This window comes from Alcanivorax sp. S6407 (assembly GCF_023016115.1).
Classification (GTDB): domain Bacteria; phylum Pseudomonadota; class Gammaproteobacteria; order Pseudomonadales; family Alcanivoracaceae; genus Alcanivorax.
On record NZ_JALKBH010000004.1, the window covers coordinates 387,069 to 413,180 of the forward strand.

Sequence of the window (26,112 nt, forward strand, 5' to 3'; positions counted from 1 at the left end):
GCGAAACACCCAACACATCAGCACACATAACCTCTCTCGCGTTGTTGCGTGATGCGTGTTGCATGATGCGTCTACTCAATAATATCCCCGCGGGTGACGTACTTCGCCACGGCCACGGTGCTGACGAAGCCGATCAGTGCGATCAGCATGGCGGCTTCGAAATACAGTTTGCTGCTCTGCTGAATACCGTACAGCACGATCAGCGCGATGCTGTTGATGTACATGGTATCCAGCGCCAACACCCGGTCCGGCAGGCTGGGGCCGAAGATCAGCCGGCCCAGGTTCAGCAACCAGGCCAGCACGAACAGGCCAATGGCGATCGACAAGGCAGTGCTCAGCATTCGAAGATCTCCTTCAACGGGCGCTCATAACGCTGCTTGATCTCGGCCACCAGGGCCGCAGGATCATCCACATCCAGGGCATGGATCAGCAGGGTTGTGCGGTCCTGGCTCACATCCGCCGACACCGTGCCGGGCGTCAGCGAAATGGTGCTGGCCAGCAGCGCAATGGCGAAGTCGTCATCCAGTTCCAGCGGGAACTCCACAAAGCCCGGGCGCAGGGATTTCAGCGGCCCCAACACCTTGATGGCCACGGAAATATTGGCCACCACGATGTCGTAGAGCACCACCACCACAAAGCCGAACATGCGCGGCAGGTTGCGAATACGCGGCACGTTGGGCCAGAACGGTTTGGTGGTCAGTGGCAAGACCACCGCCAGCACCGCCCCCAACAGGGCATGGCCGGCGGAGAAGCCGTTCAGCAACAGCCAGGCCAGCCACAGGATCAGACTGAGGCTGGGGAAAGGCAGGACACGATCCATCACGCTTTTCATGCCGCACCTCCCAGCACTGCCTGAATATAAAGCTGCGGATCGAGCAACTGATCCGCCACTGCCTGGGTCCATTGCAACACCGGCTCAGCCCAGATGGTCATGGCCGGGCTGATGCCCAACAACAGGATCACCGCCAGCAAGCGGCGACGGGATGGGCGCAGGCCGGCACTTTCACCGGTGGTGCGCCAGAACAGGGTGGACCCCGCACGGCTCATGGTAATCAGCCCACACAAACCGGCAATCAGCAGCAATGCCCAGTAGAGCGGATCCGGTACAGTGCGCAGCAAACCCACCTTGCCGACAAAGCCGGACAGAGGCGGCAGGCCGACCACGGCAATGGCCGCAATAAAGAACAGCAGCGACAGACGCCCGCCACCCAGAATGGCCGGGCCGGCAACCAGGCGGTCGCCCACCTCGCCGCGGCCGCGGGCGACCAGATCCGCCAGCAGGAACAATGCCGCACAGATCAGGGTGGAATGGATCAGGTAATACAGGGCCGGGCCCAATGCGGCCGCCTGACCGGCGGCCAGGGTTGCCACCAGGGTGCCCACGGACATCACCACCAGGTAGGCCACCGCGGTGGCCAGACGCTTGGCACCCAGCACCCCGGCACAGGCCATCGCCAGGGTAATCAGGGCCAGCCACCACAGGGCCTGCTGACCCAGCCCGGCGAAAGGCCCAACCGCAAAGGCCAGCGTTACCACCCGCAGAATGGCGTAGATGCCTACCTTGGTCATGATCGCGAACAGCGCCGCCACTCCCGCCGTCGCCCCGGCGTAGGCCGCCGGCAACCAGAAGTAGAGCGGGAACAACGCAGCCTTGAGACCAAACACCACCCACAGCAGCAACACTGCTACCCGTAGCAGCGTGGCGTCGTTACCGGTCAGCGCCTGGGCCTTCACCGCAAAGTCCGCCATGTTGAGGGTGCCGGTGGTGCCGTAGATCAGGCCAAGCGCAATCAGGAACAGCCCCGAGCCCACCAGGTTGAGCACCACATAGTGCAGGCCGGCTTTTACCCGCTCTGGTCCACGTCCGTGCAGGGCCAGCCCGTAGGAGGCAATCAGCAGCACCTCGAAGAACACGAACAGGTTGAACAGGTCACCGGTGAGAAAGGCACCGTTGATGCCCATCAGCTGGAACTGGAACAGGCCATGGAAGTTGGCGCCCTTGCGGTCATCTCCGCAGCTGGCATAGATCAGCGCCGGGAAGGCCAGGATCGAGGTCAGTAACACCATGGTGGCGCTGAGACGATCCAGCACCAGCACGATGCCAAACGGCGCTTCCCAGTTGCCCAGCTTGTAGACGATCTGGGTGCCGTCCCAGGCGAAGCCCACCAGCAACACGGACACCACCAGCAAGGTGACGCAGGCCATCATGCCGGTCCAGCGGCGCAGGCGATGACGCTCACGCACCTCCAGAATCTGGAACAGCCCGGCCAGCGCCGGAATCAGGATCGGAGCGATAATCCAGTGGCTCATTGCTTGCCTCCCGGATCCGCACCATCACTGCCATCCACATGATCCGTGTAGTGCTCCCCCTGACTGCGCAGGGCCAGCACCACCAGGAACGCGGTCATGGCAAAACCAATCACGATGGCGGTCAACACCAGCGCCTGGGGCAGTGGGTCGGTGGGGTTGTCACTCATGCCCACCACGGCCACTTCGTTGATTTTCAGCCCGCCCATGGCGAACAGGAACACGTTCACCCCGTAGCTGAGCAGGGTCAGGCCCATGACCACCGGGAAGGTCCGTGCGCGCAGGCACAGGTACACCCCGGTGGACACCAGCACACCAATAATGATTGCGACCAGCAGTTCCATCAGGCTTCCTCCCTCTTGTCATCCAGCAGCGACAGCTTGCCCAGATTGGCCAGCATCAACAGCGTCGCGCCCACTACCGTGAGGAACACCCCGATATCGAACAGCATGGCGGTGGCCAGCTCGAACTTGCCCACCACCGGCCAATACACGTAAGTAAAGCTGCTGGTCAGGAAGGGGTAATCAAACGCCCAGCTGCCAATGCCGGTGAGACCGGCCAGCAGGATGCCTAACGCCACCACCGGGTGGTAATCCCCCGGCATACGGCTATGCACCCAGGCCACCCCGGACGCCACGTACTGCAGCACCAGCGCCACCGAGGTGATCAGCCCGGCCACGAAACCACCACCGGGCAGGTTGTGGCCACGCAGGAAGATATACACCGCAATCAACAACGCCAGCGGCAACAGCGGCCGCGAGATGGTCACCAGTACCAGCGGATGGGCATCCCGTGCCCAGGGCCGGCCCAGCGAATCGTAACGGGCGGAGCGCAGCTCCAGATCCTTGAGCAGGGCATAGATGCCCATGGCAGCCACGCCCAGTACGGTGATCTCGCCGAAGGTATCGAAGCCACGGAAGTCCACCAGGATCACGTTCACCACGTTGGTGCCACCGCCGCCCGGCTTGCTGTTATCCATGAAGAACTGGCTGATGGTGCTGGTTTCGCCAGTCATCACCAGAAATGCCAGTGAGGCCACCCCGACACCACAGATCACCGCCAGCAGCACATCGCGGGCCACCCGGATCGATGAGGACTCCACCCGGGTGCGCACCGGCAGGAAGTACATGGCCAGCATCAGCAGCAGGATGGTCACCACCTCCACGGACAGCTGGGTCAATGCCAGATCCGGGGCCGAGAAGCGCACGAACAGCAGTGACACCATCAGGCCCACCACGCTCAATGACATGATCGAGGTCATCCGATGGCGATGCAGCAGCGTGGTCAGCAGGGCCCCCACCACCAGCATGGCGGTACACAGGATCGCCACCCCGTCCATAGGCAACTTGTAGGCACTCAGATCAATCCCGGACAGGCGCCCCAGCTGGGTGAGCATGATCACCGCCACCAGGGTAATCAGCCAGGCCACATAGCTCTGCAGCGAACCGTTCTGGAAACGCTCGGTGAGCGCCGCGGCCCAGCGATTGAGCTGCTGCACCCGCCCTTCAAACACCAGCTTGGCATCCAGCTGCGGTACCCGCGCCCACAGCTCGAACAGCCGACGGCGCTGGGTGTAGATCAGCACGCCACCGGCGGTGGCAATAAAGCTCATCAGCAGCGGCAGGTTGAAGCCGTGCCATACGGCCAGGTGGTACTCGGGCAGAGTGCCGCCCAGGGTGGCCTTCGCGGCCACCGCCAGCAGCCCTGCCACGGTAATGGCCGGGAACACACCCACCGCCACACAAAGGGCCACCAGAATTTCCACCGGCACCTTCATGTAGCGCGGCGGCTCATGGGGCGGGTACTTGGGCAGGTTCACCGGCTCGCCATTGAAGAACACGTCATGAATAAAGCGCGCCGAATAGGCCACCGAGAACACCCCGCCCAGGGTGGCGCCCACCGGCAGGATCCAGCTCAGCGCCCCCAGCTGATGGGAGCCCAGGGTCTCGGCGAAGAACATTTCCTTGGACAGGAAGCCATTCAACAACGGCACCCCGGCCATGGCCGCCGAGGCCACCATGGCCAGCACTGCGGTATAAGGCATGTATTTCCACAGGCCGTTGATGCGGCGCATGTCGCGGGTGCCGGTCTCATGATCGATGATGCCGGCGGCCATGAACAGGCTCGCCTTGAAGGTGGCGTGGTTGATGATGTGGAACACCGCTGCCACCGCGGCCATCTCACTGTTGAGGCCGAACAACAGGGTAATCAGGCCCAGATGGCTGATGGTGGAATAGGCCAGCAGGCCCTTCAGGTCATGCTGGAACAGGGCCACAAACGCCGCCCACAGCAGCGTCATCATGCCGGCCAGGGACACCAGCATGAACCACAGATCGGTGCCGGCCAGGGCCGGATACAACCGCGCCAGCAGGAACACGCCCGCCTTCACCATGGTGGCCGAGTGCAGGTAGGCACTCACGGGGGTGGGCGCGGCCATGGCATGGGGCAGCCAGAAATGGAACGGGAACTGGGCACTCTTGGTGAACACACCCAGCAGCACCAGACACAGGATCACCGGATACCAGCCGCTGGCACGGATCACATCGCCGTTTTCCAGCACCGTCTGCAAATCAAAAGTCCCGACCACCTGGCCGATCAGCAGCACCCCGGCCAGCAGCGCCAGGCCACCCATGCCGGTGACCGTCATGGCCATGCGGGCGCCCTTGCGCGCCCCGGTCTGGTGACCCCAGAAACCGATCAGCAGGAAGGAACTGAGACTGGTCAGCTCCCAGAACACCACCAGCAGCAGCAGGTTGTCACTGGTGACCACCCCGAGCATGGCGCCCATGAAGAGCAGCAGATAGGCATAGAAACGCCCGGCCTTCTCCTTGGCGGAGAGGTAATAGCGGGCGTAGAGAATCACCAGCAGGCCGATGCCCAGCACCAGCAGGGTAAACAGCAGCGCCAGGCCATCCAGGCGGAAGGCCAGCGACAGATCCAGCGAGGGAATCCAGCGCAGGGTGCTGTGCAAGGTCTCCCCGGCAAACACCCGCATGGCAGGGCTGAACAGCAACGCCAGCGCCGTGGCCGGCATCAACGCCGCCGCAAACGCCATCAGGGTGCGGTTGGCCGACACCCTCTCCACCAACGGTGGCAGGCACGCCCCCAGAAACGGGAGCATCACCACAAAGGCAAGGTTCATAGATCAATCCGTTGTCATGAATCCCGCTTCCCGGAAGCGGATTCTTCGTTATTACAGGCGGCAACCCGCCCGATAGCTTGACGAGAGAAGGCTAGAAAAACAATGACAACGGCGGATCAGGAAAATACGGACGCCGCCCCCGGCGCGGGCACTGGGACAGGGTGATGCAACAAGGCTGGACCAGAGAAGCGGTCATGGCATCCGTATTGATAGAAAGGAGCACCGAGTATGCCACGGGGGCACCGTGCCGGGCCAGAAGCGAGATACGAGTTTCGAGTTGCGAAAACCCGGGATATCCCGCGCAGGCCTAGCCTTTGCAGGAGCTCATGCTTGCATGGCGACTCTGGCGACCGAAGAACAACGGCACCAAGCATCAACTCATGAGGGTATATCCTCTCTGTTTTTCGCAACTCGAAACTCGTCACTCGCTCCTCCTCTCCCCACCCCTACCCCTACCCTGCCGAATCCCGCCATTTCCGCTACACTCTCCCCACTCACTCATCAGCAGAAGCCGAACACCATGTCCGCAGCCGAAAAACCCATCATCCTCGTCGATGGCTCCTCCTACCTGTACCGCGCCTTTCACGCCCTGCCGCCGCTCACCACCTCCAGCGGCCAACCCACCGGGGCGGTGCGCGGGGTAGCGGCCATGCTGCGCAAGCTGATGAAGGACTACGAGCCGGAATACATGGCGGTGATTTTCGACGCCAAGGGCAAGACCTTCCGCGATGAACTGTTCGAGGAATACAAATCCAACCGCCCGCCCATGCCCGATGACCTGCGCGCCCAGGTGCAGCCCCTGCACGACCTGATCCGCGCCATGGGCCTGCCGCTGATCATCGAGGAAGGCGTGGAAGCGGACGACGTGATCGGCACCTTCGCGCGCATCTTCGGCGAGCAGGGCAAACCGGTGCTGATCTCCACCGGCGACAAGGACATGGCCCAGCTGGTCAACGACAAAGTCACCCTGATCAACACCATGAACGACGCCCTCTATGACATCGACGGCGTGATCAAGAAGTTCGGTGTGGGTCCGGAACTGATCATCGACTTCCTCGCCCTCATGGGCGACAAGGTGGACAACATCCCCGGCGTGCCCGGCGTGGGCGAAAAGACCGCCCTGGGCCTGATCCAGGGCCTGGGCTCGCTGGAAACCATCTACGAGAACCTGGACAAGGTGGCCGAGCTCAGCTTCCGCGGCGCCAAGACCCTGGGCAAGAAACTGGAAGCCCACAAGGAGCAGGCCTTCCTCTCCTACAAACTGGCCACCATCAAGCTGGACTGCGAACTCAGCGAAGACCAGGACGACCTGAAACTGCAGACCCCGGACGCGGAAAAGCTGGCCGAGTACTACCGCACCCTGGAATTCAAGGGCTGGCTCAAGGAACTGCTGGGCGGCAAGGACCCGGTGGCCGAAGACGCCGGCAAAGACGTGGACATGGACGCCGATGACGATGCACCCGAAGCCCCCGCCTTCGGCCGCGACGCCTACGACATCGTCTACACCCAGGCACAACTGGACAAGTGGATCGACAAGCTGAAAAGCGCCGGGGAATTTTCCTTCGACACCGAAACCACCAGCCTCAACTACATGAACGCCGAGCTGGTGGGCTTCTGCGTGGCAGTGGATGACAAGGCCGCCTACATCCCCTTCGGTCACAACTACCCCGGCGCCCCGGACCAGCTCGACAAGCAGCTGGTCATGGACGCCTTCAAGCCGCTGCTGGAAGACGACAACATCAAGAAGATCGGCCAGAACCTGAAGTACGACATGAGCGTGCTGGCCGAAGATGTGGGCATCACCCTGCGCGGCGTCGCCTACGACACCATGCTGGAATCCTACGTGCTGGATTCCGTGGCCACCCGCCACGACATGGACTCCCTGTCCCTGAAATACCTGGGCCGCAAGACCATCAGCTTTGAAGAGATCGCCGGCAAGGGCGCCAAGCAGCTCACCTTCAACCAGGTGGGCCTGCACGAAGCCAGCCGCTACGCCGCCGAAGACGCGGACGTGACCCTGCGCCTGCACCAGACCCTGTGGCCCAAACTGGAAAAAGAAGGCCGCCTGCCAGACGTATTCCGCGACATCGAACTGCCGCTGGTGACGGTGCTCAGCCGAATCGAGCGCAACGGCACCTATGTGGACGCCACCCTGCTCAAGCACCAGAGCCAGTTCCTGGCCAAGCGCATGGCGGAACTGCAAGAAAAAGCCTTCGAGATCGCCGGGCAGGAATTCAACCTGGCCAGCCCCAAACAGCTGGGCGAAATCCTCTACGAAAAGCTGGAAATCCCGGTCATCAAAAAGACGCCGAAAGGCGCACCCTCCACCGCCGAACCGGTGCTGCAGGAACTGGCCCTGGAATACCCCCTGCCCCAGGTGATCATGGATTACCGTGGCGTGGCCAAGCTGAAGAACACCTACACCGACAAACTGCCGGAGCTGATCAACCAGCGCACAGGCCGGGTGCACACCTCCTACCACCAGGCGGTGGCCGCCACCGGGCGTCTGTCCTCCAGTGATCCCAACCTGCAAAACATTCCGGTGCGCAGTGAAGAAGGCCGCAAGATCCGTCAGGCCTTCCTCGCCCCCAAAGGGAAGAAGATTGTCGCCTGCGATTACTCCCAGATCGAACTGCGCATCATGGCCCACCTGAGTGATGACAAGGGCCTTACCGATGCGTTTGAGAAAGGCCTGGATATTCACCGCGCCACCGCCGCCGAAGTGTGGGGAAAAACCCTGGACGACGTCAGCGACAACGACCGTCGCAACGCCAAGGCCATCAACTTCGGCCTGATCTACGGCATGAGCGCCTTCGGCCTGGCCAAGCAACTGGGCCTGCCGCGCAAGGAAGCCCAGGACTACATCGACCTCTACTTCGAACGCTACCCGGGCGTAAAACGCTACATGGAAGAAACCCGCGCCCAGGCTTCAGAGCAGGGCTACGTGGAAACCCTGTTCGGCCGCCGCCTCTACCTGCCGGAAATCCGCAGCAGCAACGGCCAACGCCGCCAGGCCGCCGAACGCACCGCCATCAACGCCCCCATGCAGGGCACCGCCGCGGACATCATCAAGATGGCCATGATCAAGGTCCACGACTGGCTCGACACTACCCACTTCGACGCCAAGATGATCATGCAGGTGCACGATGAACTGGTGTTTGAAGTGGCGGAAGATCAGGTGGAAGATCTGGTGAAAGAAGTGAAGGAACGCATGGAATCAGCGGCAGAGTTGAAGGTGCCGTTGATTGTAGATGCGGGGATTGGGGAGAATTGGGACGAGGCGCATTGAGCGCCTCATTACCTAATTAGCGCCGTGCACTTTGCATCTGAAAAAGGCAAAAATTTGATCTTGCCATCAAATGGATCCCTGTCGACGATAACACCTACGCCTTTACCTGTTGGACCTGTAAATACAGCACTGGAAAGCCTTATTGACAGGAAATGGCCATCATACGGATCTGAATAAGGATCCAATACCACTTCCCCGACCCTGGATTTCTTATGAGATAAAGACCCGTAACCATTTAGAACATTTATTTCAGCCACCCAAACACGTTTGGGCAACCATTTCTCACGGTAGTACCCTTGAATCTCTTCAGGCAGATCACCCTCACGGACACAGCGTCTAAACTCTGATCTCTCCTGCAAATAAACCCTGAAAACAAACGGAGGAAGACTTTTAACTAGAGAATCATCAATACAATTGGCGAAAATCCCATAGCATGCCGTAATAGCCTCATCGGCATCCATCAAAACATCTTTTCTCAAAAACGGGATGGCAAACGCGGCATCTTCTAAACAATATCCGTACTCCCTGCCTCTGTCAGGAAGGGGGACATATGGGCCCGTATTATCATTGTGAATGTAGAAATGATTCACCCAGCTAGAAGCACAAACAAGCTTAACAGGCTTTCCGACTATCCCGCCCAAGTAGTTCAAGCAGTAATGCGACGAAGGATCAGCATCCCAATCATGTCCAATCAATAGAACCGCATGCCCATCCCCGCTTGGAGGGAACAGCCCTAAAAGCACTGGTATCCCAGATTCAACATAAGGATATAATCGTGCCTTCATTGCTAAAACATCGCCATCGGAAACCTCTTTTCCTGAACGAAGGGGAATCACGTGGGGCGCATACCCTGACGAGCGAAGCGCTTCAGTAATCTGATCTACAACCAACCCTTGTCGGTTAGGAAGAGTCCGCCCTTTGACCAAAAACCGCGTTGCCGCGTTGGTAATTTGAGCCGGACTAAAAGCTGATTGACCAAGTCTTTTTCGTAAGGTTCTAAGTCCCATCCAAATTGAAGCTTGAGCACATGCTCCAACAGCATTGTCTTGCTGCATGAATGGCGTACCCAAAACACTGAAGCTTGCTCCAGTCAGATTAACTTGGAAAGACTCTCTCGCAATAATAAATCGGTCTTGGTCCGGGTAACTATTGGGAAGGAGAATAGTTGCACCGAGAGGACAGAGCCTAATAGGACGCAGAGTAATAAAACCTAAATAAACCCCGGACTCCTCTGCAAATTGGTCAATGATCTTTAGCGGAGATTCATTACCCGTAATTTCTTTTCGAAAGAAATGGATTCTCTTACAAAACCTTTTAACAGGAGTCGTCCACTTATAGTAATAAGCTTCATGCTCAGCGATGAAATCAGGATCCTGCACTTGGTGTTGCACAATCGCAACTTTTGCACCCAAACCAACAATGTGCTCAATAGTATTAGTAAGAGGCATATAGCTAGCACTCGAAAGAGCACCTTGCCCATCTTCGAGCTGCGGACCAATAACTTCAATGAGGCTTTGCCTCAGGTTATGGGAATCTAGAGAGAAGACTTCAAGACGAGACAATCCTTGTCCCCCAACAAAAATGGCCAGCAACTGTGCTGGCCAAAAAATTATTTACGAAATCGCCATGCTCTTAAATTCTTCATACGCACGACGTTTTTCAGATCTAAGGTTTTCAACCTGTTGTCCGAGCGTTTCTTCAAGCTCTTGGTGAAACTTGGCTTGTTCGCTTTCATTTAATTCACGGGGAGACTGCGTTTCTACAACTTGTGCAATTACCTTTGCAAACAACTTTCCTTCCATATTTTTGTCTCCTAGGGCCAGCACACCTGCACAATCGGTTGCGGATTGTATTATTTTTATACACCAAGTTCAATTGACTATGCATGATGGCAATCGCAATCGCAATCAAAGAAAAAGAAATACATAAGCCTTCGGTTATTTCATTAAAGAATAAGGGGTCAGGGAACCGAGGTCACGGAACCGGGGTCAGGAACCGGGGTCAGGTCTTGCATCGTGCATCCCTCACTATACGGCTCACGCTTGATCGGTGCAGTCCGAAGTGATCGGCTATCTCTTTCAGGTTGTACGCGCCACTGACATGGGCCGCTATGATCGCACTATTGCGGTCCGGAGCCACTGCCGCGAAATCCGCCAGGGGCTTCGCCACTCTACGCCTTTGTATCGCTGGTATCTCCGATAGCCTTTCCTGTCCGTCCAGTTTTGAAACCATCTGCTCAACAAAGGCATCACTGCCAAGGTAGACTTGGTTCTTCAGATCCTCCCACGGACTTGGCTGATCCTTACCCTCCCGGACAAACTGCTTGTAAGCTTGAATTGCTTCACCTCTGCTCTCACCGAAACTGGCGAGAATCCAGTCTGTGCTCACCCCTTCCGGCAAAGTCTGAAGACCGATGGTTCCTCGATAACTGCTCCATGGCCATTCTTCCGCCGTATGGACCATGCGTGCTCGAACTGGATTGAGGACGATATACCTGGCTAACTCCAGCAGATAAGCCTGCTTCTCAACCAGTACCGCGCTGTATCGACCCTGAAAGACATGCCCGCAACGGCCATGGCGTCGGAACCGGGGTCAGGTCTTGCCCCGTGCCCCTCGCACTATTCTGCTTACCCGCGAGTAGCGCAACCCAAAGTAATCCCCTATCTCTTTCAAACAAGAAATAGAGGACACGCACCCCCCTACCGAATATCATACTTCTCCGACCACAGCCGCAGATCCTCCAGGATATCCAGCGCACTGCGCCCCAGCTCGGTGAGTTCATAGGTCACCGCAATGGGGCGGTCGTTGATAACGGTGCGGAGCACCATGCCGCGGGCCTCCAGCTCCTTGAGGCGCTGGTCGATCATCTTCTTGGTAGCCCCACCCAGCATGCGGTTCAGATCATTGAAGCGTACCGGGCCATCCTTGAGGTGGTAGATCAGCGAACCGGTCCACTTACCGCCGATAATGCGCATCCCCCGCTCGATGGCGCAGGGCTCCATGCAGGCATCGATGACTTTTTTTCGGCCATAACCGTCTGTTTCGATGCGACTTTTCATTTTTTCACCGCCGTTTTCACCAGGTTTCCAAAAGGATACTAATTGATCCGCGCCTTTAGGTATAAATAGTATACCTGTAATAGATTGGTAACCAGCAGCCGCTGCCCCTTTACTGTTTCATGGAGACCCTGATGAGCAAGATCCTGATTATCAACGCCCACCATCCCTACCCCTTTGCCAAGGGCAGGCTCAACGCCTCGCTGGTGCAACGGGCCAGCGAACAGCTCCAGGCCAATGGCCACCAGATCCGCATTGTGGAGGTGGACAAGGGCTGGGACGTGGAGCAGGAACTGGCCCACCACCAGTGGGCCGATGTGATCCTGCTGCAGACTCCGGTGAACTGGATGGGTGTGCCGTGGGTGTTCAAGAAATACATGGACGAGGTGTACACCGCCGGCATGGGCGGGGCGCTGTGTAATGGCGATGGCCGCACTGAAGCCGCGCCCAAGGCCAACTACGGTGCCGGCGGCACGTTGAACGGCAAGCGCTACATGCTCTCGCTGACCTTCAACGCCCCCGAAGAAGCCTTTGATGACCCGCAGGAATATCTGTTCCAGGGCAAGAGCGTGGACGACCTGCTGTTCCCCATGCACATGAACTTCCGCTTCTTCGGCATGACACCACTGGACACCTTCGCCTGCTTCGACGTGATGAAGAATGCCCAGGTGGAGAACGACTTTGTGCGTTTCCAGCAGCATCTCGCCACCCAGTTCCCGGCCGCCTGAAGGAGTGCCCCTGATGAAGACCTCTGCGATTGCCATTGTGCTACTGGGCATGGCCCTGAACCTGAGCGCCTGTGCCACCGCCAGCCAGCAGGATCACCGCCCTGCCCATGTGACCTCCCCCGACCAGTACCGGGTACTGCTGGAGAACGATCAGGTGCTGGTACTGGAGATGGTGTTGGAGCCGGGTGAATCCGACCGCCTCCATGACCACCGCGATGAAACCGTGTATTTCCAGCAAGGCGGCTCCCTGCGCATCAGCCTGCCCGGCGGCGAGGCCATGGACGTGACCGTACCCGATGGCCATGTGATGTGGCACGAGGCCTGGACGCACCAGGTGACCAACACCGGCAGCGAGCCGGTGACGGCGATTATTGTGGAAGCGAAACCCTGAACACGAATACCGGTAGGCGGGCCATTGGGCCCGCCATCGTCACAAAGAAACGGAGCACACCATGACAGAACAGCATCAGGTGCATTGTGACTGTGGTGAGGTGGTCATCACCCTCAACGGCAGCCCCAGAGTGCACGCCCACTGCCACTGCGAAGATTGCCGCAACCTGCTACAGGTGCCCTACCATTCCGTGCTGGCCTGGGACGGCGACCAGGTCAGTGTCAGCAAGGGCAGTGACGCACTCACCGTATTCCAGTCCCCCACCAGCAATATGACCCGTGCCTTCTGCCAGCACTGTGGTGAGGTGCTCTACAACACCAATGCCATGGGCTGGAAGATCGTTTCGCAATGGCTGTACCGGAAAAACCACCACGACACCCTGCCGGAAAGCTGCCAACCTAATGCGCACTTTTTCTATGATCGGCGGACGGTGGACATCGACGACACCTTACCCAAACGATGATCTCTTTACGGTCGCTCTACCAACCGCTCAAACAACGTATCGATTTCGGCTTTCAGCTCTTTATCTTCAAGCTTGTTCGCGCTTACTTTTGCCGCTTCAAGACTACTAATCGCCGCCTGGGTTTGACCCAGCTCTGTCTGCAGCCTGGCCATGGACAAGCCGATGGAGGAAAGATGATCTTTGGCATTGATCGCCTTCGCCTTTCCCATGGCCTTTTCGTACAGCGCCAGCGCAGCATCGAAATCTTCCGTAAAGTCGCCAAGCGTTTCCCATTGTTCGGGATGATCTTTATCGGTGTTTTCGTTAGCGGTACAGATGTCCTTGAGCTGGCCATACAGCGAATCAAATTCCGCCTTGTTACCTTTTCTATCCGCTTCCATCAGCTTCTCAGCCAGGCTGTAAACGGCCTTGTATATCTTGGTGTTAATCATTATCTATCCATCAAAAGTAAACAGGGGACTCTCACCCACTTCACGTGATCTTGACATGCCCCTGACCACGCTGACAGTTTACGCGAAAAAGGGCCACCCCATGACCGGCATGACTGCACTACTGATTTATATCGTCTGGACGCTGATTCTGGCGCTCAGCTACGCCACTTACCGGCTGCCGCTGGTACTCACCGGCAAGAAGGCCGCCAATCACTGGGAGCGGGGCAAGCCCGTTGATGATCCCGAGTTTCTGGTTCGCGCCAAGGCGGCCCACCTGAACTGCCTGGAAAACCTGCCGCTGTTCGCCGCCCTGGTGCTGATCGGTGCAGCCACCGACCAGATCGTTACCGTGAATGCCGTCGCCGGGATTATTGTGGCCGCGCGCATCGGCCAAAGCCTGGTGCATCTAATCGGCACCAGCTTCCCGCTGGTCTTCATCCGCGCCAGCTTATTCCTGACGCAGGTGGCACTGATGCTGTATTTGGCGTTTGCGCTGATCTGATTCCCGAAGCAAGAGCATAAAACCGGGCGGGAATCGGAGTCGATTCCCGCCTTAACGCTTACCCCGCCCCATTCACCTCCGCCAGCAACGCCCTTGCTGCCAGCTTGCCAAATTCATTGGCCGCATCCGGGCTGTCCCCGGTGATCAGCTTACGGTCTTCGCAGCAGCTGCCATTGGCTTTCTTGTTGATGATTTCCACGCCCTGCTCACGGAGCCGGTCGCCGAAGTACCAGGGCATGGGGCCGGGCAGGTAGCCAAACTTGGGGGTGAGCTTGTCGAGGCTGTCCGGGAACACCGCCATCTTGTAACCGTGATAGGCGAAGTCCCTGGGATCGCCGCCACGGTTTTCTGCCAGCAAGGCCGCAGGGCCGTGGCAGATGGTGAGCATGTGTTTGTCGTTGGCGTTGACCCAGCGGATCAGGGTTTGCAGGTCTTCACTCTCCGGCAGGCCCAACATGGCGCCGTGACCACCGGGGATGAACACCGCCAGGTAGTCGGCGTGATCTTCCAGGCCTGCGGCGACCAGGGCCTTTAGGGATTGAGGCTGTTCGAATTGCGGCTGGTAGCGTTGCAGGGCATCCGTGACCACGTCGTCTTTCTCTGGCACCGCCCACCTTTCTATTTTTACCGGTGCGCCGGTAGGCGTGCAGACCTCAATCTGGAAGCCGGCTTTTTCCAGGTGCAGTAGCGGCACCATCATTTCTACCGGGTGATTGCCGGTGGAAAACTTCACGCCGTTCGCCATGGTCATGTAGCGCTCTTCGGTGCAGACCATCAGCACCTTGGCCGTGCCGCCCTGAAGGGCATCCGGATACTCGGTGTGGTCGTAATCGGTCTTGCTTTTGGTGGCCAGCTTCAGCGCCACAGGGGAAGGCGTGAAGCCACCCTCGCCATCGTCTTTGGGGGCCATGCCAAACATTGCCTTGATGCCACTAGCCATACATTCTCCTGATCACCGGACTCCCTTTATCCTTTGCCCTTTAGTCGCCGCAGCCCGCGGCATAAATCCGTGCCGGGGCGATGCTCTTACCTTACCAGAAACAGATTGCGGACAGGCCCACGCAGCACAAGCCCCTCTGTAGGAGCGGTGGTTCCACCGCGATTCTGAGGCGAACGTCTCTTCGTGGTCGAACGACCACTCCTACAAAAACACAGACCAGCTATGGCGGAGATTCCCTTTCGGAAATTTCCGCCCTACGAATCCGGGAGTGGAGATAAACCTATAGGGTGGCAGGCTGCGTTATTGCCCTTCCCGCCACGCCCCCGGCGACACCCCCACCCACTGTTTAAACGCCCGGTTAAACGAGCTCTGCTCGGCGAAGCCCAGCAGCATGGTGATTTCGAAAAGCGATAGTGACGGGTCGCGCAGGTAGCTTTGTGCCAGTTCCTGGCGGGTACGATCCAGCAGGCCCTGGAAGGTCTGGCCGCTTTGTGTGAGACGGCGCTGCAGGGTGCGCACGGAGATGGCCATTTCGCTGGCCACGTCTTTCAGGGATACCCGCGCATCCGGCAACAATCGCAGGAACACCTGCTGTACCTGAAAGGCGAAGGGATCGTTGCCCGGCAGGGCATTGGAAAGAGCATCAGACTGGCGATCGAGAATCTGGCGCAGGGCCGGGTTAGCGGTGGGCAGGGGGATGCTGAGGTAATCCGCCGGGAAGCGCACCGACACATAGGGGGCATTGAAGCGTACCGGGCAGCCGAAGAAGGCCTCGTACACTTCCGGGTTGTCCGGTGCCGGCGAGGAGAAAGTCACTTCTGCTGGATTGGGGGCGTCCGGGACGATCTTGCGCAGGAAGCTGATCAGCGCCGAGATGGCGGTTTCATCCACCAGCAATCCCAGGCTCAGGCCACCAAACCGGGGCCAGCCGATCTCGGCCTGGTCCGCCTTTATCTTCACCTCCGCCATCTGCACCCCGTAGAACAGGGACTCGAAGCGCTGGTAGGCATACAGGGCCTGGCCCAGATTGTCGCTGGCCTGCACCAGATAGCCGAGCACCCCCACATGATCCGGGGTGATACAGGCGCCGATTTCCAGCCCGCGGCCATCACCGGGGTGCACCGCCCAGGCTCGCCGCAGCAACTCCAGCCACTGGATCAGGGGCACCTGTTCGCCAGGCCCCAGCCGTGACACGGCGGCACGCAGGGTCGGCGCATTGAGCTGATGCTGGTCCAGCCAGTCCAGCAGCACCCGGGCATAGGAACCGTTGACACGAATGGCGGTGGGATCGGGGTAATTCATCGTCATGGCATGATTGGATAACAGCTTGGCATGATTCGTCAATCCGGTTTATCCGGCATTTTCTAGCATGGAGTCATCGAAGACGCGCTTTCTGCGCCCGCCCCATGACTGGAGGGAGCCTAACCATGAACCTGATCGACTTTGCGGTGAACGCCTACCAGAACGCCGACATCAAGGAGCTGCTGCTGGTAGCCATGATGCCGGTGTTCGGCCTGACCATTGTGCTGGAGGCCTGGCGGTTTCGTGGCACCGGCATCTACAACCTGAAGGATTCCGCTGCCAGCATGACGCTGGGGGCCAGCTATGTACTGCTGGAAGTGGTGGTGAATGCCCTGTTCGTGTTTGCCATTCTGGACTGGGTGTACAGCTACCGGCTGATGGATATTGCCATCACCCCGTGGACCTTCCTGCTGCTATTCCTGATGGTGGACTTCCTGTTCTACGTCTACCACGTGACCGCCCACAAGGTGCGCTGGTTCTGGGCCACCCATGTGGTCCACCATGCCTCCGAGCACATGAATTTCACCACGGCCGGACGCCAGAGCACGCTGTATGCGTTCAGCGGTCTGTTCCTGTTTTTCCTGCCGCCGGTGCTGTTGGGCTTTGACCCTGCCTGGGGTCTTTTCACCCTGGCGATCAATCTGTCCTACCAGTGGTTCATTCACACCCAGTGGGTGAAGAAACTGCCGCGGCCGATTGAGTTCATTTTCAATACGCCTTCGCATCACCGTGTACATCACGGTCGCAATCCGGAATACATCGACAGGAACTTCGGTGGCACCCTGATCATCTGGGATCGCCTGTTCGGCACCTTTGTGGAGGAGCGCGAGGACCTGCCGCCGGAATACGGCATCACCCGCCAGATTCACAGCTACAACCCAATCACACTGACGCTGCATGAGTTCATTGCACTGTTCCGGGATATGGGCAAGCCGGGGCCGCTGTGGCTGCGACTGAAACATCTGTGGGCGACGCCGGAATGGCAACGGCCGGAAGCGCACAGCAATCAGTCCAACGGAAGCCAAACGATTGCGTCTCCGAAGCGAGAGGGCTGATCAAACAGCAGAGCGGAGAACGCCGCAGGCGTTCTCCGCTCTCCAAAGCAAATAGACTCACCATGAAGCCTGCTATCAACGCCCTGACTGCAGACTTTTCACTTTTTCTTCAAAACGCTCAGGCCATACCGTATTACGAAATAGAGGATGCTCCATGGCATAGGCATCATATTCCGTGATTGCCTTTTCTTCGTCGCCACAATGATCCGTAGGCGTAAAACTGAAAGTGCCGGATTTATCCCCTGCTCCTACTTCATACGCCCCAATGTAAACCACTTTGCCCGAATCCACCTGGAAGGTGACATTCTCGGGGTCGCCGGGAGTAAACTTGTAGAAATTTCCGCCCCGGTTCATACGGTTGTAGTAGAGGCTGACCAATTCATACTGGCCCGCATCGAACACCGACATCATGGTCATGCAGCCATTATCCTGGGGATAGGATTTCAGCATGGAGTGATCCTCTCCCCCTGCCAACGCCCTGAATCCTGCCGAGTCAAAGCTGGCGCCATTGGCGGCATAAAGCTGCATCATCACCAGGTTTTTCTCCGGGTCCGTCACATCATGGCCGAACGCCTTCACAAACGATGCGCAGCCTGACAGCACATAACACGCCATCAGCACCGCAGACATTCTCAACAGCATTTATTCCCCTTGATTCACGACACAGCGGCAATTCACAGCATCAATCCATGAATTCTGAACGCGCACTGACTTCGACAACCCCTACTTCAATACCTGCCAACGTGGTACTGGAGTAATGCTGGCAGAGCGGTCGCACATCGCTGCTACACTCACGCTGAACAATAATCCTGCATTCCTGCTGTACGCGAGCCTGCAGTGTCCGAGCATCTTTTTCGCTCAGCCCGTCTTGCTGATACTGAAGGGTTTCCGCGACACAGCTGTCAACGATTTTAGTCAACGCAACACTCTCGCCCTGGGCGGCACCGCCCATGGACAACACCCCCACCACTGCAACAAACATTAACCGGCGCATAGGCACTCCCTGTGCTTTCACTCATCCTGATTGTTCTGAACCGTGCCGAGAGTCCCTCTCCGGACGATCCCCCGCGAACAACCCCTTCCCTGCCATGATCCCTTCCCTGGCACCCGAACTTGCTCGCCTGATAATCCTAGTCAATCCCCTCACCATCCGTTGTACGCCATTTCTTACATGGCGTAGGATTTCGACTGATGAGCCCCCCGGCTAACCATTCGTCGGCAACCCACATTCACAGGAAACACAAAGGGTTGAGCTGTTTATTTGCACGTTTGTACCGCTGGTCAGGTTTTTGAAATTGCGCAGGTAAACTGTCAAGGAATGGGCAGAGCGGAAAGAAGGGAAGAAACAGAGAGCTTCGCTTGCAAGCAAGCTCCCACGAGAGAATGTTATGCCGGGATCAGTCGGTGTGTTCGGAGGCGCTCATGCGACGCTTGCGCGCCTCTTCTTCCTCGAATGCCGCCTTGATCTCCGCCAGCACATCATCCACGTCGGCTTCGTGACTATCTTCTTCGGCATCGCCACTGAGCTCCACATGGGGATGCAGTTCGCCGCCTTCGTAGAGGTCCCAGATTTCCTTGGCGTAATTAGTCTCAGCCAGTTCCGGGGCGAACAGGGAGTAGTAGCGACGCATGTTGTTGACGTCGCGCTCCAGCATGGCGCGGGCATTGTTGTTGGCGGCGGCATCCACCGCCTGGGGCAGGTCGATGATGACGGGACCATCTTCATCCACCAGCACATTGAACTCGGACAGGTCGCCATGGATCAGGCCGGCGCAGAGCATGCGCACGATATAGCGGATCATCAGGCGGTGATCCTCGCGGGCCTGCTCCGCATCCATGACCACTTCACCTAGACGAGGTGCCACGTCGCCATTTTCGTCGGTGACCAGCTCCATCAGCAGCACGCCTTCCAGCATGCCGTAGGTGCGCGGCACCCTTACGCCGGCATCGGCCAGGCGACGCAGGGCATCCACTTCGGCGCTTTGCCAGACTTTTTCCTGCTGTTCGCGGCCGAATTTTGAGCCCTTTTCCATGGCGCGGGCGCGGCGGGAATTGCGTACCTTGCGACCTTCCTGATACTGGGCGGCTTTCTTGAAGCTGCGCTGCATGGCCTCTTTGTAGACCTTGGCACAACGGACCTCATCCCCACAGCGCACCACAAAGACGTCCGCCTCCTTGCCGCTCATCAGGCGGCTGAGGACTTCGTCGACAAGACCATCATCGACCAGGGGCTGGAGGCGTTTTGGGGTTTTCATGGGGCCACTTATACCCTATTTCCTGCTCGAGAGAGAGACCGTCCGGAAGGGAATTTTCACGTTGGCGACATCAATCCCTGTCGCAGCTTGCCGCCTCACCTGAGCCAGCCTCTTCCCGCTCAGATTCCCGTGCTTCACGCAGGATGATGATCCCCCCGCGCATCACCAGCGTGGCAATCAGCGCCCCGATGATCAGGTCCGGAAGGCGGGAGCCGCTGACCATCACCAGACCGGCGGCGGCCAGTACGCCCAGATTGGCCAACACATCATTGGCAGAAAAGATCCACGAGGCACGCATATGGACTTCGCCATCACGATGGCGAGCCAGCAGCGCCAGGCAAGTCACATTGGCCGCCAGCGCCAGGGCGCCAATGGCAATCATCAAGACGCCTTCCGGGTCGCTGCCGAACCAGAAGCGGCGGGCCACTTCGATGATCACCCCCAGTCCGAGGGTAACCTGCAGCACACCACTGACCCGGGCCGCCAGCACCTTTCGGCTCATCACCGCCCCCACCGCAGAGAGACTGATGGCATAGACGGCCGCATCGGCAAACATGTCCAGGGAATCCGCCAGCAACCCGGTGGACTGGGCCAGCAGGCCAGCCACCAGCTCGATCACGAACATGGCCCCGTTGATGAGCAACAGGATCTTGAGAATGCGGCGCTCTTCGCGGTTCTTCGCTTCGAAACTACAGTCACAGCCAGACATCTGTCACTCCTGGAATCACTGCACCCAGCTTATCGCGAGCCCGCACCGGCAGTCATTATTCTGGCAGGATTACTGACCGTAGAATTCCTGCACTGGCACGGACAGCTTGTCGGGATGGCGCGGGGTCACGGTGGCAAAGTGGCGGTAGATTTCCCGCAGGTCTGCTTCCATGTCGTCAGAGGGGTGGATCACCACCGGAAAGGAGAAGGTCTTCTTCTCATAGTCCGCCAAAGCCAGGATGATCGGCACATTGGCACGTTTGGCAATGTGGTAGAAACCCAGCTTCCATTCTTCCGCATTACTGCGGGTACCTTCCGGGGTGACAGCAATCAGCAGCCGCTCACGCTTCTTGAACTGGGCTACGGTCTGGGTCACCACACCGCCGGCGCGGCCCCGCTCGATGGGAATGGCGCCCAGCTTGCGCAGCAACCAACCCAGCGGCCCCTTGAACAGGCTGTGCTTGATCATGATGTTCACGTCTTTCTGCAGGGCAGAACGACTGACCAGCGCAATCACGCCATCCCAGTTGGAGGTGTGCGGGCCACCGGCAATCACGGCACGATCAATATCCGGAAAGGGGCCGGCTTTCCAGCCGGTCATGCGCAGCATGGCCTGGGCAATGATCTGGGCCAGTGGCCTGCGCCCTTGAGTGTGATGTGATGACGGCATGACTCCACCTTATGCAAAAAGGTTGCAGTGTACCGGCCTGACAACCACCGTGCACCGCGATTACGTTACCAGCTATTAAGCACAAGGCAGCCCCATGGAGGCATCGAGCGACATTAATCTCACTGAATCCCAAAAAGGAACAAACACCGGAGTTCACCCAAATGGGTGAAGTAACCCGGTCTATACACCTATACCATCGGGCCAGGAAGGATGTGTTGCCTTCAAAAAAGTTTAATTCACTTACGGATATCGAGTTAAATATGAAAATTAAATCAGTAGCTTTGTGCTCTACTTTGCTTGTTGCTGCGCTTCCCGTTTGCTCATTCGCCAACGATGCTTTCACCGGCTTCCAGGCAGGTGTCGCGCTGGGTTACGACGACGTCGACATGGATTGGGAAACCACGGCGCTGTACGCCCCGCAAATCCCTACCGCTCCGTTCCCAATCTTTTCCGACCCGAAAGAGTCCCTGAGCGACAGCACTTTTTCCTATGGTGTTTTCGGCAGCTACAACTGGTCCGTGAGCAGCAACTGGATCGTCGGCGCGGAACTGGCCATTCAGGATGCCGGTGCCAGCGACACCCTTGACTACATTCCGGGCGGCCCAGGCGCCACCGGCACCACCACCGATGTTGACGTCAACATGTCCTACCTGCTGGGTGTTAAAGGCGGCTACCTGCTGAATGAATCCACCATGCTCTACAGCACCCTGAGCTTGACCCAGACCGAAGTCGAAACCTCCACCACCTGCCCGTCCGATGGCTTCATCTGTAACCCGGGATCTCCGGCACAGACCTTCAGCGATGATGATGACATCAGTGGCTACGCCCTGGCACTGGGCGTCGAGAAATCACTGGGCAGCAATCTGTCGGTGCGTGCGGAATATCGTTACGCCGACCTCGGCACGGCTTCCCTGTCACCCACCCAGGTGCGTGACGATGAAGCGGTTGGCGTTGATGCAGACATCGACGTCACCAGCCAGTCACTGCAGCTTGGTGCTGCTTACAAGTTCTGATGCATCCTGGCGCAGGCCCTGCCTGCGCCAACCTCCTCACCAGCAGTTCCCCACCGCCTCTCACCGGCATGGACGCGACATAGCGCCCTCATATCACGGCAGAGCCCTGTCGGCGGCACCGAGATATTCACGCATCATGCTGTAGCTCAGCCCCCAGATGCAGTACTCCTGATAACGACAACAGGGAAAGGTCAGGGTGCCCAATGGGGTATTGACCGGCAAGCGGGACTGGTTGGCAGGGTTAGCGAGATAATCCAGCGGTATCCATACGCCCCGTCGCGCTTCATGGTTGAGAGAAAGCGCATCATTCCCCTCCCAGCGGAACACATGGGGTGTCACCACCATGGGCCGCCAGCGGCTGTGATGACGGGTGAGCAGATCGGACAACCGCTCTTGATAGCTGCCCTGCTGATAGAGATCCAGCCCGGTTTCCTCCAGCGTCTCGCGCATGGCGGTATCTCGGCTCGATTGATCGCCCGGCTGCAGACGGCCACCGGGAAAGGCCATGTCACCGGACCAGGGATCGCCCTCTCGCCGGGCCCGCTGGATGAAAAACAACTCCCCGCCGGCAAGCCCCGGGCGCTGGATCAGCGCCACTGCCGCGCGGGTAACGCGGCGGCGGAACGGCAGCTTGTGGGGACGAAGCCTGTTGAGCCAGCTCGGATTGGTCACGACGACACCTTGGGTCGAGAGGTCCTGTTCAGATTATCCTGCAGGGGCTTGCCCCGGCCTGAACAGGCCCTAGCGGGCCAGAAACAAGGCCACCGCCAGCACCAGCCCCAGCAGCGCCACTACCACATTCACCGCGATACCCCAGTGGGCGGCATAGCCGTCGGGAAAGTCCGAGGGCTTCAGGGTAGCCAGCAGGCGGGCATATTGGCGGGAGGCAAAGATCGCTACCCCCGCCCCCACCACGATGAACAGCAGCCCCACCAGCACGGTAATGTGCTGCGCCACCTCGTCCGGTGGGCCGGAATGCAGCAGCCGCATCAACATGCCGGAGCGCTCCACCAGAAAACCGAAGGCAATCATGGCAATACTGGTGCGATTCCACGCCAGCAGGGTGCGCTCGGCGGCAAACAATACCCGCGGGTCTTTTTCTTCCGACATAGTCTGTCCCTTGTTACTGATACTCACCAGCTTAACCCGGGCGCCAGCTCGCCGGCACCCGGTCGATACCGTCTCCGGGCTACAACCGACCATCCGATAAATACGATTTCGATGGACAGACTGGCTGAATCCCTATACCTTGCGCGTTAGCTAAAAGATCGCGCTTGAATCACGTACTACATTTCGGTGTTGTATCACTCGTCCTGCAGTTCTGAAGTCCAAGTTCCCGTTTTTCAGCTACACCCGCCCTCTGGGCACAACTTCATTTTTCAGGATAGTGATATGTCTACTGTTAAAGGCACCGTTAAGTGGTTCAACGAAGCAAAAGGTTTTGGTTTCCTGGAGCAGGAAAACGGCCCTGACGTTTTCGCTCACTTCAGCGCCATCCAAGGCTCTGGCTTCAAGACCCTGGCCGAAGGCCAAGCCGTTGAGTTCACCGTGACTCAGGGCCCGAAAGGTCCGCAGGCTGAGAACATCGTTGCTCTGTAAGCGACTGTTCCAGCAAAGAAAGGCGCCTCAGGGCGCCTTTTTTTGTGCCTGCTGCAAGCCTCTCGGGGCTGGGCTACGGCGCCTTGGGCATGAGCCTCTCCAGAGTGAAGACACCGCGCAGCTCACCGGGCTGATAGCCACGCGCCTGATCTTGCGGGTAGCGGGCATCCAGCGCCTGTGCCACCGGGGCTGAAAGCGAACTGCCATGGCAGACCAGGCAGGGCCCTTCCACCATGATCGCCTTCATGTAGCGCTGCACCGGCTGGCCATCACGGCTTTCCGTGTGCAGTACTTCCAGCGAACCCGGCTCGGCCCCGGCATCCAGTTGCTTCTGGAACGACAGCAACTGTTCTCGCTCCCAGCTATCCGGCGTATTGGCCGGATTACGAACCTTCAGGCTGGTACGGGCCACGGTCCACTGGCTCTGCTCGCTCACCTGATCGGTAATCGGCATGGCAGACAGGTTGCACACCTCGATGGCGGCCAGCGGCCCACCTTCTTTCATGGCAGACATCAGGGCCTGCTTGAGCGCGCCTCCCAGCGCCATGCTGGCCTGGCGCGCCCCGGCCTTGTCTGTTTGCGCATCAGCAACCGCCAGCCCCGCCATGAGCACCAGTGCCAGTCCAGTCAACAGAGTCCGTTTCATCACTTACTCCTTTCTTCCTGTTTTCATCTTGCCGGGTCGTCACTCGATGTCTGCCGGCGTAAATTCTGTGCAGCTGTGAGCGATAGAATTTATATATCGTATTGATATATACTTATGACTTGTGGGCATATGGTGCGCGTTCTATTCTTTTCCTGCAAGCCCACTGACACCGATCGCTTCCAGCAAGGAGAAAGCCCCATGGAAACCCCCGTACAGCAAATTGGCGGCCTGCCGCGCATCAACGAACCCGCACCGGATTTTCAGGTACTGACTACTGACGGCGAGAAATCTCTGACCGATTACCGCGGCAAGTGGCTGGTGCTGTTTTCCCACCCCGCCGACTTTACCCCGGTCTGCACCACCGAATTCATGGCCTTTGCCAAGGCCGCGCCGGAATTTGCCAAGCTCAACTGTGACCTGCTTGGCCTGTCCATCGACAGCATCCACTCGCACATTGCCTGGATGCGCAATATCAAGCAGAACTTCGGCGTGGAGATCCCGTTCCCCATCATCGAAGACCTGAAGATGGAGGTCGCCAACGCCTATGGCATGATCCATCCGGGAGCTGCCGACACGTCCGCGGTGCGCGCCACCTTTATCATCGATCCCAACGGCATCCTGCGCGCCATGGTCTACTACCCGATGAGCAATGGCCGCTCCATTCCCGAGTTCCTGCGTCTGGTGAAAGCCATGCAGACCAGCGATGAAAACGGCATTGCCACCCCGGAAGGCTGGCAGCCCGGCGACAAGGTCATTGTCCCTCCGGCCAAGACTGCCTCTGCCGCCAACGACCGTGTGGAATCCGGTGACTACGAGTGCAAGGATTTCTACTTCTGCACCAAGTCCCTGTAATCTGAAGCAACACACCCGGCGCCACCCAACGGTGGCGCTTTGGTTTTGTTTTCACCGACAAGGAAAGCAGACACCATGAAAACTGCCCACGATCTGGTACAGGAAGCCAAGGCACAGATTCAGGAAGTGTCACTGGACAATGCGGAAGCCGCCATCAGCGATGCGGCTCTGCTGCTGGATGTTCGCGAAGGCGACGAGTATCACGCCGGCCATATTCCCGGCGCGGTTTCCATTCCCCGCGGCCTGCTGGAATTCAAGCTCAGCAATGACCCCGCGCTGGATATTCGTGACCAGCCCATCGTGATCTACTGCAAGACCAGTGGCCGGGCTGCCCTGGCAGCCGCCAGCATGAAGAGCATGGGCTACCTGCATGTGCAGTCTATCGAGGGTGGCTTCGATGCCTGGCAGGACGCCGGCAAGCCGGTGGTCACTCCGGACATGCCGGATTTTGAATAGTCTGAAAGCGGGGAGGAAAGCTTCGAGTTTCGAGACGCGAGTTTCGAAAGGCAAACCCTGCAACCAGAGGCGGGTTTTAGGTGTTGATCTTCGAAACTCGCGTCTCGAAACTCGAGACTCATTCCCTGCTTAGGCTGTCCTTCTCTTCGAACAGCGTTTCTGGAATCCTTACCTCGCTCAGGCTCGGATCGCCTGCAGGCAGGCTCCTACAGTGGGTCTCTCCCGGCTTTGCGTGAGGAGTGTTGCAGCCGCGGAGCGGCCAAAAAAAACGGGCCTCGATGAGGCCCGTTTTTATTGCCGTTCTACT

Annotated in this window: 29 protein-coding genes; 10 read left to right on the forward strand and 19 right to left on the reverse strand. The window is 58.5% G+C overall.

The window, feature by feature from the left end; translation table 11 throughout:
* Positions 1 to 71: 71 nt before the first annotated feature.
* From MWU49_RS11465 to MWU49_RS11485, 5 genes are read right to left on the reverse strand one after another with little or no spacing between them, the layout of a single operon-like run.
* Positions 72 to 341, reverse strand: coding sequence for a K+/H+ antiporter subunit F (locus tag MWU49_RS11465; RefSeq protein WP_246972312.1), 270 nt, complete (start codon positions 339 to 341; stop codon positions 72 to 74).
* Positions 335 to 832: a Na+/H+ antiporter subunit E gene (locus MWU49_RS11470; protein WP_246972314.1), complete on the reverse strand. Its 498-nt coding sequence runs from the start codon at positions 830 to 832 to the stop codon at positions 335 to 337. The genes MWU49_RS11465 and MWU49_RS11470 overlap by 7 nt, the downstream gene beginning before the upstream one ends.
* A complete protein-coding gene (locus MWU49_RS11475; RefSeq protein ID WP_246972317.1) occupies positions 829 to 2,310 on the reverse strand; it encodes a monovalent cation/H+ antiporter subunit D in 1,482 nt (493 codons plus the stop codon). Before MWU49_RS11475 ends, MWU49_RS11470 begins: the two co-directional genes overlap by 4 nt.
* The gene (locus MWU49_RS11480) at positions 2,307 to 2,651 is read right to left on the reverse strand and encodes a Na+/H+ antiporter subunit C (RefSeq protein ID WP_246972320.1); all 345 of its coding nucleotides are present in this window, start codon (positions 2,649 to 2,651) and stop codon (positions 2,307 to 2,309) included. Before MWU49_RS11480 ends, MWU49_RS11475 begins: the two co-directional genes overlap by 4 nt.
* Positions 2,651 to 5,449, reverse strand: coding sequence for a monovalent cation/H+ antiporter subunit A (locus MWU49_RS11485; RefSeq protein WP_246972322.1), 2,799 nt, complete (start codon positions 5,447 to 5,449; stop codon positions 2,651 to 2,653). Before MWU49_RS11485 ends, MWU49_RS11480 begins: the two co-directional genes overlap by 1 nt.
* Before the next feature lie 520 nt (positions 5,450 to 5,969).
* Here MWU49_RS11485 and polA point away from each other — a divergent pair.
* Entirely contained in the window at positions 5,970 to 8,738 is a 2,769-nt protein-coding gene (polA, locus tag MWU49_RS11490; RefSeq protein WP_246972324.1) for a DNA polymerase I, read from the forward strand.
* 8 nt (positions 8,739 to 8,746) lie between these two features.
* On the opposite strand, the gene MWU49_RS11495 is transcribed toward polA, so the two are convergent.
* The 3 genes from MWU49_RS11495 to MWU49_RS11505 form a co-directional block, all read right to left on the reverse strand.
* Positions 8,747 to 10,300, reverse strand: coding sequence for a hypothetical protein (locus MWU49_RS11495; RefSeq protein ID WP_246972326.1), 1,554 nt, complete (start codon positions 10,298 to 10,300; stop codon positions 8,747 to 8,749).
* Positions 10,301 to 10,351: 51 nt separating this feature from the next.
* Positions 10,352 to 10,540 (reverse strand): hypothetical protein, encoded by a 189-nt coding sequence (locus tag MWU49_RS11500; protein ID WP_246972328.1) that lies wholly within the window; start codon positions 10,538 to 10,540, stop codon positions 10,352 to 10,354.
* An 897-nt stretch (positions 10,541 to 11,437) separates the two neighbouring features.
* Positions 11,438 to 11,797, reverse strand: coding sequence for a helix-turn-helix domain-containing protein (locus tag MWU49_RS11505; protein WP_246972331.1), 360 nt, complete (start codon positions 11,795 to 11,797; stop codon positions 11,438 to 11,440).
* 131 nt (positions 11,798 to 11,928) lie between these two features.
* Here MWU49_RS11505 and MWU49_RS11510 point away from each other — a divergent pair, with 131 nt between their 5' ends.
* The 3 genes from MWU49_RS11510 (at position 11,929) to MWU49_RS11520 (ending at position 13,376) form a co-directional block, all read left to right on the forward strand.
* Positions 11,929 to 12,522 (forward strand): NAD(P)H-dependent oxidoreductase, encoded by a 594-nt coding sequence (locus tag MWU49_RS11510; protein WP_246972333.1) that lies wholly within the window; start codon positions 11,929 to 11,931, stop codon positions 12,520 to 12,522.
* Between the two features lie 13 nt (positions 12,523 to 12,535).
* Positions 12,536 to 12,913 (forward strand): hypothetical protein, encoded by a 378-nt coding sequence (locus tag MWU49_RS11515; protein WP_246972336.1) that lies wholly within the window; start codon positions 12,536 to 12,538, stop codon positions 12,911 to 12,913.
* A 61-nt stretch (positions 12,914 to 12,974) separates the two neighbouring features.
* Complete coding sequence (locus MWU49_RS11520) at positions 12,975 to 13,376, forward strand: GFA family protein (protein WP_246972338.1); 402 nt, start codon at positions 12,975 to 12,977, stop codon at positions 13,374 to 13,376.
* Positions 13,377 to 13,381: 5 nt separating this feature from the next.
* Here the strand turns inward: MWU49_RS11520 and MWU49_RS11525 are convergent, their stop codons facing one another.
* A complete protein-coding gene (locus MWU49_RS11525) occupies positions 13,382 to 13,807 on the reverse strand; it encodes a tetratricopeptide repeat protein (protein ID WP_246972340.1) in 426 nt (141 codons plus the stop codon).
* 55 nt (positions 13,808 to 13,862) lie between these two features.
* On the opposite strand from MWU49_RS11525, the gene MWU49_RS11530 reads away from it, so the two are divergent.
* Positions 13,863 to 14,309: an MAPEG family protein gene (locus MWU49_RS11530; protein ID WP_235901620.1), complete on the forward strand. Its 447-nt coding sequence runs from the start codon at positions 13,863 to 13,865 to the stop codon at positions 14,307 to 14,309.
* Between the two features lie 58 nt (positions 14,310 to 14,367).
* On the opposite strand, the gene hchA is transcribed toward MWU49_RS11530, so the two are convergent.
* Together hchA and MWU49_RS11540 are read right to left on the reverse strand one after the other, a co-directional pair.
* The gene (hchA, locus tag MWU49_RS11535) at positions 14,368 to 15,249 is read right to left on the reverse strand and encodes a glyoxalase III HchA (RefSeq protein WP_153498737.1); all 882 of its coding nucleotides are present in this window, start codon (positions 15,247 to 15,249) and stop codon (positions 14,368 to 14,370) included.
* Positions 15,250 to 15,549: 300 nt separating this feature from the next.
* Positions 15,550 to 16,593, reverse strand: coding sequence for an AraC family transcriptional regulator (locus MWU49_RS11540; protein WP_246972342.1), 1,044 nt, complete (start codon positions 16,591 to 16,593; stop codon positions 15,550 to 15,552).
* An 83-nt stretch (positions 16,594 to 16,676) separates the two neighbouring features.
* Between MWU49_RS11540 and MWU49_RS11545 the strand changes: the two genes are divergently transcribed.
* The gene (locus MWU49_RS11545) at positions 16,677 to 17,606 is read left to right on the forward strand and encodes a sterol desaturase family protein (protein WP_246972344.1); all 930 of its coding nucleotides are present in this window, start codon (positions 16,677 to 16,679) and stop codon (positions 17,604 to 17,606) included.
* A gap of 75 nt (positions 17,607 to 17,681) precedes the next feature.
* On the opposite strand, the gene MWU49_RS11550 is transcribed toward MWU49_RS11545, so the two are convergent.
* The 5 genes from MWU49_RS11550 to MWU49_RS11570 all read right to left on the reverse strand — a co-directional run bounded on the left by MWU49_RS11550 (position 17,682) and on the right by MWU49_RS11570 (position 21,239).
* The gene (locus MWU49_RS11550; protein ID WP_246972346.1) at positions 17,682 to 18,236 is read right to left on the reverse strand and encodes a hypothetical protein; all 555 of its coding nucleotides are present in this window, start codon (positions 18,234 to 18,236) and stop codon (positions 17,682 to 17,684) included.
* A gap of 52 nt (positions 18,237 to 18,288) precedes the next feature.
* Positions 18,289 to 18,600 (reverse strand): hypothetical protein, encoded by a 312-nt coding sequence (locus MWU49_RS11555; RefSeq protein ID WP_246972348.1) that lies wholly within the window; start codon positions 18,598 to 18,600, stop codon positions 18,289 to 18,291.
* 403 nt (positions 18,601 to 19,003) lie between these two features.
* Positions 19,004 to 19,861 carry a PA4780 family RIO1-like protein kinase gene (locus MWU49_RS11560; RefSeq protein ID WP_246972350.1) on the reverse strand — a complete coding sequence of 286 codons (858 nt, stop codon included), beginning with the start codon at positions 19,859 to 19,861 and terminating at the stop codon, positions 19,004 to 19,006.
* A 70-nt stretch (positions 19,862 to 19,931) separates the two neighbouring features.
* A complete protein-coding gene (locus tag MWU49_RS11565) occupies positions 19,932 to 20,570 on the reverse strand; it encodes a cation transporter (protein WP_246972352.1) in 639 nt (212 codons plus the stop codon).
* Positions 20,571 to 20,639: 69 nt separating this feature from the next.
* Positions 20,640 to 21,239: a lysophospholipid acyltransferase family protein gene (locus MWU49_RS11570; RefSeq protein WP_246972355.1), complete on the reverse strand. Its 600-nt coding sequence runs from the start codon at positions 21,237 to 21,239 to the stop codon at positions 20,640 to 20,642.
* 260 nt (positions 21,240 to 21,499) lie between these two features.
* Between MWU49_RS11570 and MWU49_RS11575 the strand changes: the two genes are divergently transcribed.
* Positions 21,500 to 22,252 carry a porin family protein gene (locus tag MWU49_RS11575; RefSeq protein ID WP_246972358.1) on the forward strand — a complete coding sequence of 251 codons (753 nt, stop codon included), beginning with the start codon at positions 21,500 to 21,502 and terminating at the stop codon, positions 22,250 to 22,252.
* Between the two features lie 93 nt (positions 22,253 to 22,345).
* Here MWU49_RS11575 and MWU49_RS11580 read toward each other — a convergent pair whose 3' ends face one another.
* A complete protein-coding gene (locus MWU49_RS11580) occupies positions 22,346 to 22,924 on the reverse strand; it encodes a CoA pyrophosphatase (protein WP_246972361.1) in 579 nt (192 codons plus the stop codon).
* A gap of 69 nt (positions 22,925 to 22,993) precedes the next feature.
* The gene (locus tag MWU49_RS11585) at positions 22,994 to 23,362 is read right to left on the reverse strand and encodes a DUF202 domain-containing protein (RefSeq protein ID WP_246972370.1); all 369 of its coding nucleotides are present in this window, start codon (positions 23,360 to 23,362) and stop codon (positions 22,994 to 22,996) included.
* Positions 23,363 to 23,644: 282 nt separating this feature from the next.
* Between MWU49_RS11585 and MWU49_RS11590 the strand changes: the two genes are divergently transcribed.
* A complete protein-coding gene (locus MWU49_RS11590; protein WP_035235160.1) occupies positions 23,645 to 23,851 on the forward strand; it encodes a cold-shock protein in 207 nt (68 codons plus the stop codon).
* A gap of 73 nt (positions 23,852 to 23,924) precedes the next feature.
* On the opposite strand, the gene MWU49_RS11595 is transcribed toward MWU49_RS11590, so the two are convergent.
* Positions 23,925 to 24,497, reverse strand: a complete 573-nt coding sequence (locus MWU49_RS11595) for a DUF3365 domain-containing protein (RefSeq protein ID WP_246972373.1) — start codon at positions 24,495 to 24,497, stop codon at positions 23,925 to 23,927.
* A 198-nt stretch (positions 24,498 to 24,695) separates the two neighbouring features.
* On the opposite strand from MWU49_RS11595, the gene MWU49_RS11600 reads away from it, so the two are divergent.
* The gene (locus MWU49_RS11600; protein WP_246972375.1) at positions 24,696 to 25,349 is read left to right on the forward strand and encodes a peroxiredoxin; all 654 of its coding nucleotides are present in this window, start codon (positions 24,696 to 24,698) and stop codon (positions 25,347 to 25,349) included.
* 75 nt (positions 25,350 to 25,424) lie between these two features.
* A complete protein-coding gene (locus tag MWU49_RS11605; protein ID WP_246972377.1) occupies positions 25,425 to 25,805 on the forward strand; it encodes a rhodanese-like domain-containing protein in 381 nt (126 codons plus the stop codon).
* Positions 25,806 to 26,112 lie beyond the last annotated feature (307 nt).

What these genes read in the sequence shown, in the direction of transcription:
- MWU49_RS11465 (WP_246972312.1), bottom strand. Translation starts at nt 341, where the DNA reads ATGCTGAGCACTGCCTTGTCGATCGCCATTGGCCTGTTCGTGCTGGCC.
- MWU49_RS11470 (WP_246972314.1), bottom strand. Translation starts at nt 832, where the DNA reads ATGAAAAGCGTGATGGATCGTGTCCTGCCTTTCCCCAGCCTCAGTCTG.
- MWU49_RS11475 (WP_246972317.1), bottom strand. Translation starts at nt 2,310, where the DNA reads ATGAGCCACTGGATTATCGCTCCGATCCTGATTCCGGCGCTGGCCGGG.
- MWU49_RS11480 (WP_246972320.1), bottom strand. Translation starts at nt 2,651, where the DNA reads ATGGAACTGCTGGTCGCAATCATTATTGGTGTGCTGGTGTCCACCGGG.
- MWU49_RS11485 (WP_246972322.1), bottom strand. Translation starts at nt 5,449, where the DNA reads ATGAACCTTGCCTTTGTGGTGATGCTCCCGTTTCTGGGGGCGTGCCTG.
- polA (WP_246972324.1), top strand. Translation starts at nt 5,970, where the DNA reads ATGTCCGCAGCCGAAAAACCCATCATCCTCGTCGATGGCTCCTCCTAC.
- MWU49_RS11500 (WP_246972328.1), bottom strand. Translation starts at nt 10,540, where the DNA reads ATGGAAGGAAAGTTGTTTGCAAAGGTAATTGCACAAGTTGTAGAAACG.
- MWU49_RS11505 (WP_246972331.1), bottom strand. Translation starts at nt 11,797, where the DNA reads ATGAAAAGTCGCATCGAAACAGACGGTTATGGCCGAAAAAAAGTCATC.
- MWU49_RS11510 (WP_246972333.1), top strand. Translation starts at nt 11,929, where the DNA reads ATGAGCAAGATCCTGATTATCAACGCCCACCATCCCTACCCCTTTGCC.
- MWU49_RS11515 (WP_246972336.1), top strand. Translation starts at nt 12,536, where the DNA reads ATGAAGACCTCTGCGATTGCCATTGTGCTACTGGGCATGGCCCTGAAC.
- MWU49_RS11520 (WP_246972338.1), top strand. Translation starts at nt 12,975, where the DNA reads ATGACAGAACAGCATCAGGTGCATTGTGACTGTGGTGAGGTGGTCATC.
- MWU49_RS11525 (WP_246972340.1), bottom strand. Translation starts at nt 13,807, where the DNA reads ATGATTAACACCAAGATATACAAGGCCGTTTACAGCCTGGCTGAGAAG.
- MWU49_RS11530 (WP_235901620.1), top strand. Translation starts at nt 13,863, where the DNA reads ATGCCCCTGACCACGCTGACAGTTTACGCGAAAAAGGGCCACCCCATG.
- hchA (WP_153498737.1), bottom strand. Translation starts at nt 15,249, where the DNA reads ATGGCTAGTGGCATCAAGGCAATGTTTGGCATGGCCCCCAAAGACGAT.
- MWU49_RS11545 (WP_246972344.1), top strand. Translation starts at nt 16,677, where the DNA reads ATGAACCTGATCGACTTTGCGGTGAACGCCTACCAGAACGCCGACATC.
- MWU49_RS11550 (WP_246972346.1), bottom strand. Translation starts at nt 18,236, where the DNA reads ATGTCTGCGGTGCTGATGGCGTGTTATGTGCTGTCAGGCTGCGCATCG.
- MWU49_RS11555 (WP_246972348.1), bottom strand. Translation starts at nt 18,600, where the DNA reads ATGCGCCGGTTAATGTTTGTTGCAGTGGTGGGGGTGTTGTCCATGGGC.
- MWU49_RS11560 (WP_246972350.1), bottom strand. Translation starts at nt 19,861, where the DNA reads ATGAAAACCCCAAAACGCCTCCAGCCCCTGGTCGATGATGGTCTTGTC.
- MWU49_RS11565 (WP_246972352.1), bottom strand. Translation starts at nt 20,570, where the DNA reads ATGTCTGGCTGTGACTGTAGTTTCGAAGCGAAGAACCGCGAAGAGCGC.
- MWU49_RS11570 (WP_246972355.1), bottom strand. Translation starts at nt 21,239, where the DNA reads ATGCCGTCATCACATCACACTCAAGGGCGCAGGCCACTGGCCCAGATC.
- MWU49_RS11575 (WP_246972358.1), top strand. Translation starts at nt 21,500, where the DNA reads ATGAAAATTAAATCAGTAGCTTTGTGCTCTACTTTGCTTGTTGCTGCG.
- MWU49_RS11585 (WP_246972370.1), bottom strand. Translation starts at nt 23,362, where the DNA reads ATGTCGGAAGAAAAAGACCCGCGGGTATTGTTTGCCGCCGAGCGCACC.
- MWU49_RS11590 (WP_035235160.1), top strand. Translation starts at nt 23,645, where the DNA reads ATGTCTACTGTTAAAGGCACCGTTAAGTGGTTCAACGAAGCAAAAGGT.
- MWU49_RS11595 (WP_246972373.1), bottom strand. Translation starts at nt 24,497, where the DNA reads ATGAAACGGACTCTGTTGACTGGACTGGCACTGGTGCTCATGGCGGGG.
- MWU49_RS11600 (WP_246972375.1), top strand. Translation starts at nt 24,696, where the DNA reads ATGGAAACCCCCGTACAGCAAATTGGCGGCCTGCCGCGCATCAACGAA.
- MWU49_RS11605 (WP_246972377.1), top strand. Translation starts at nt 25,425, where the DNA reads ATGAAAACTGCCCACGATCTGGTACAGGAAGCCAAGGCACAGATTCAG.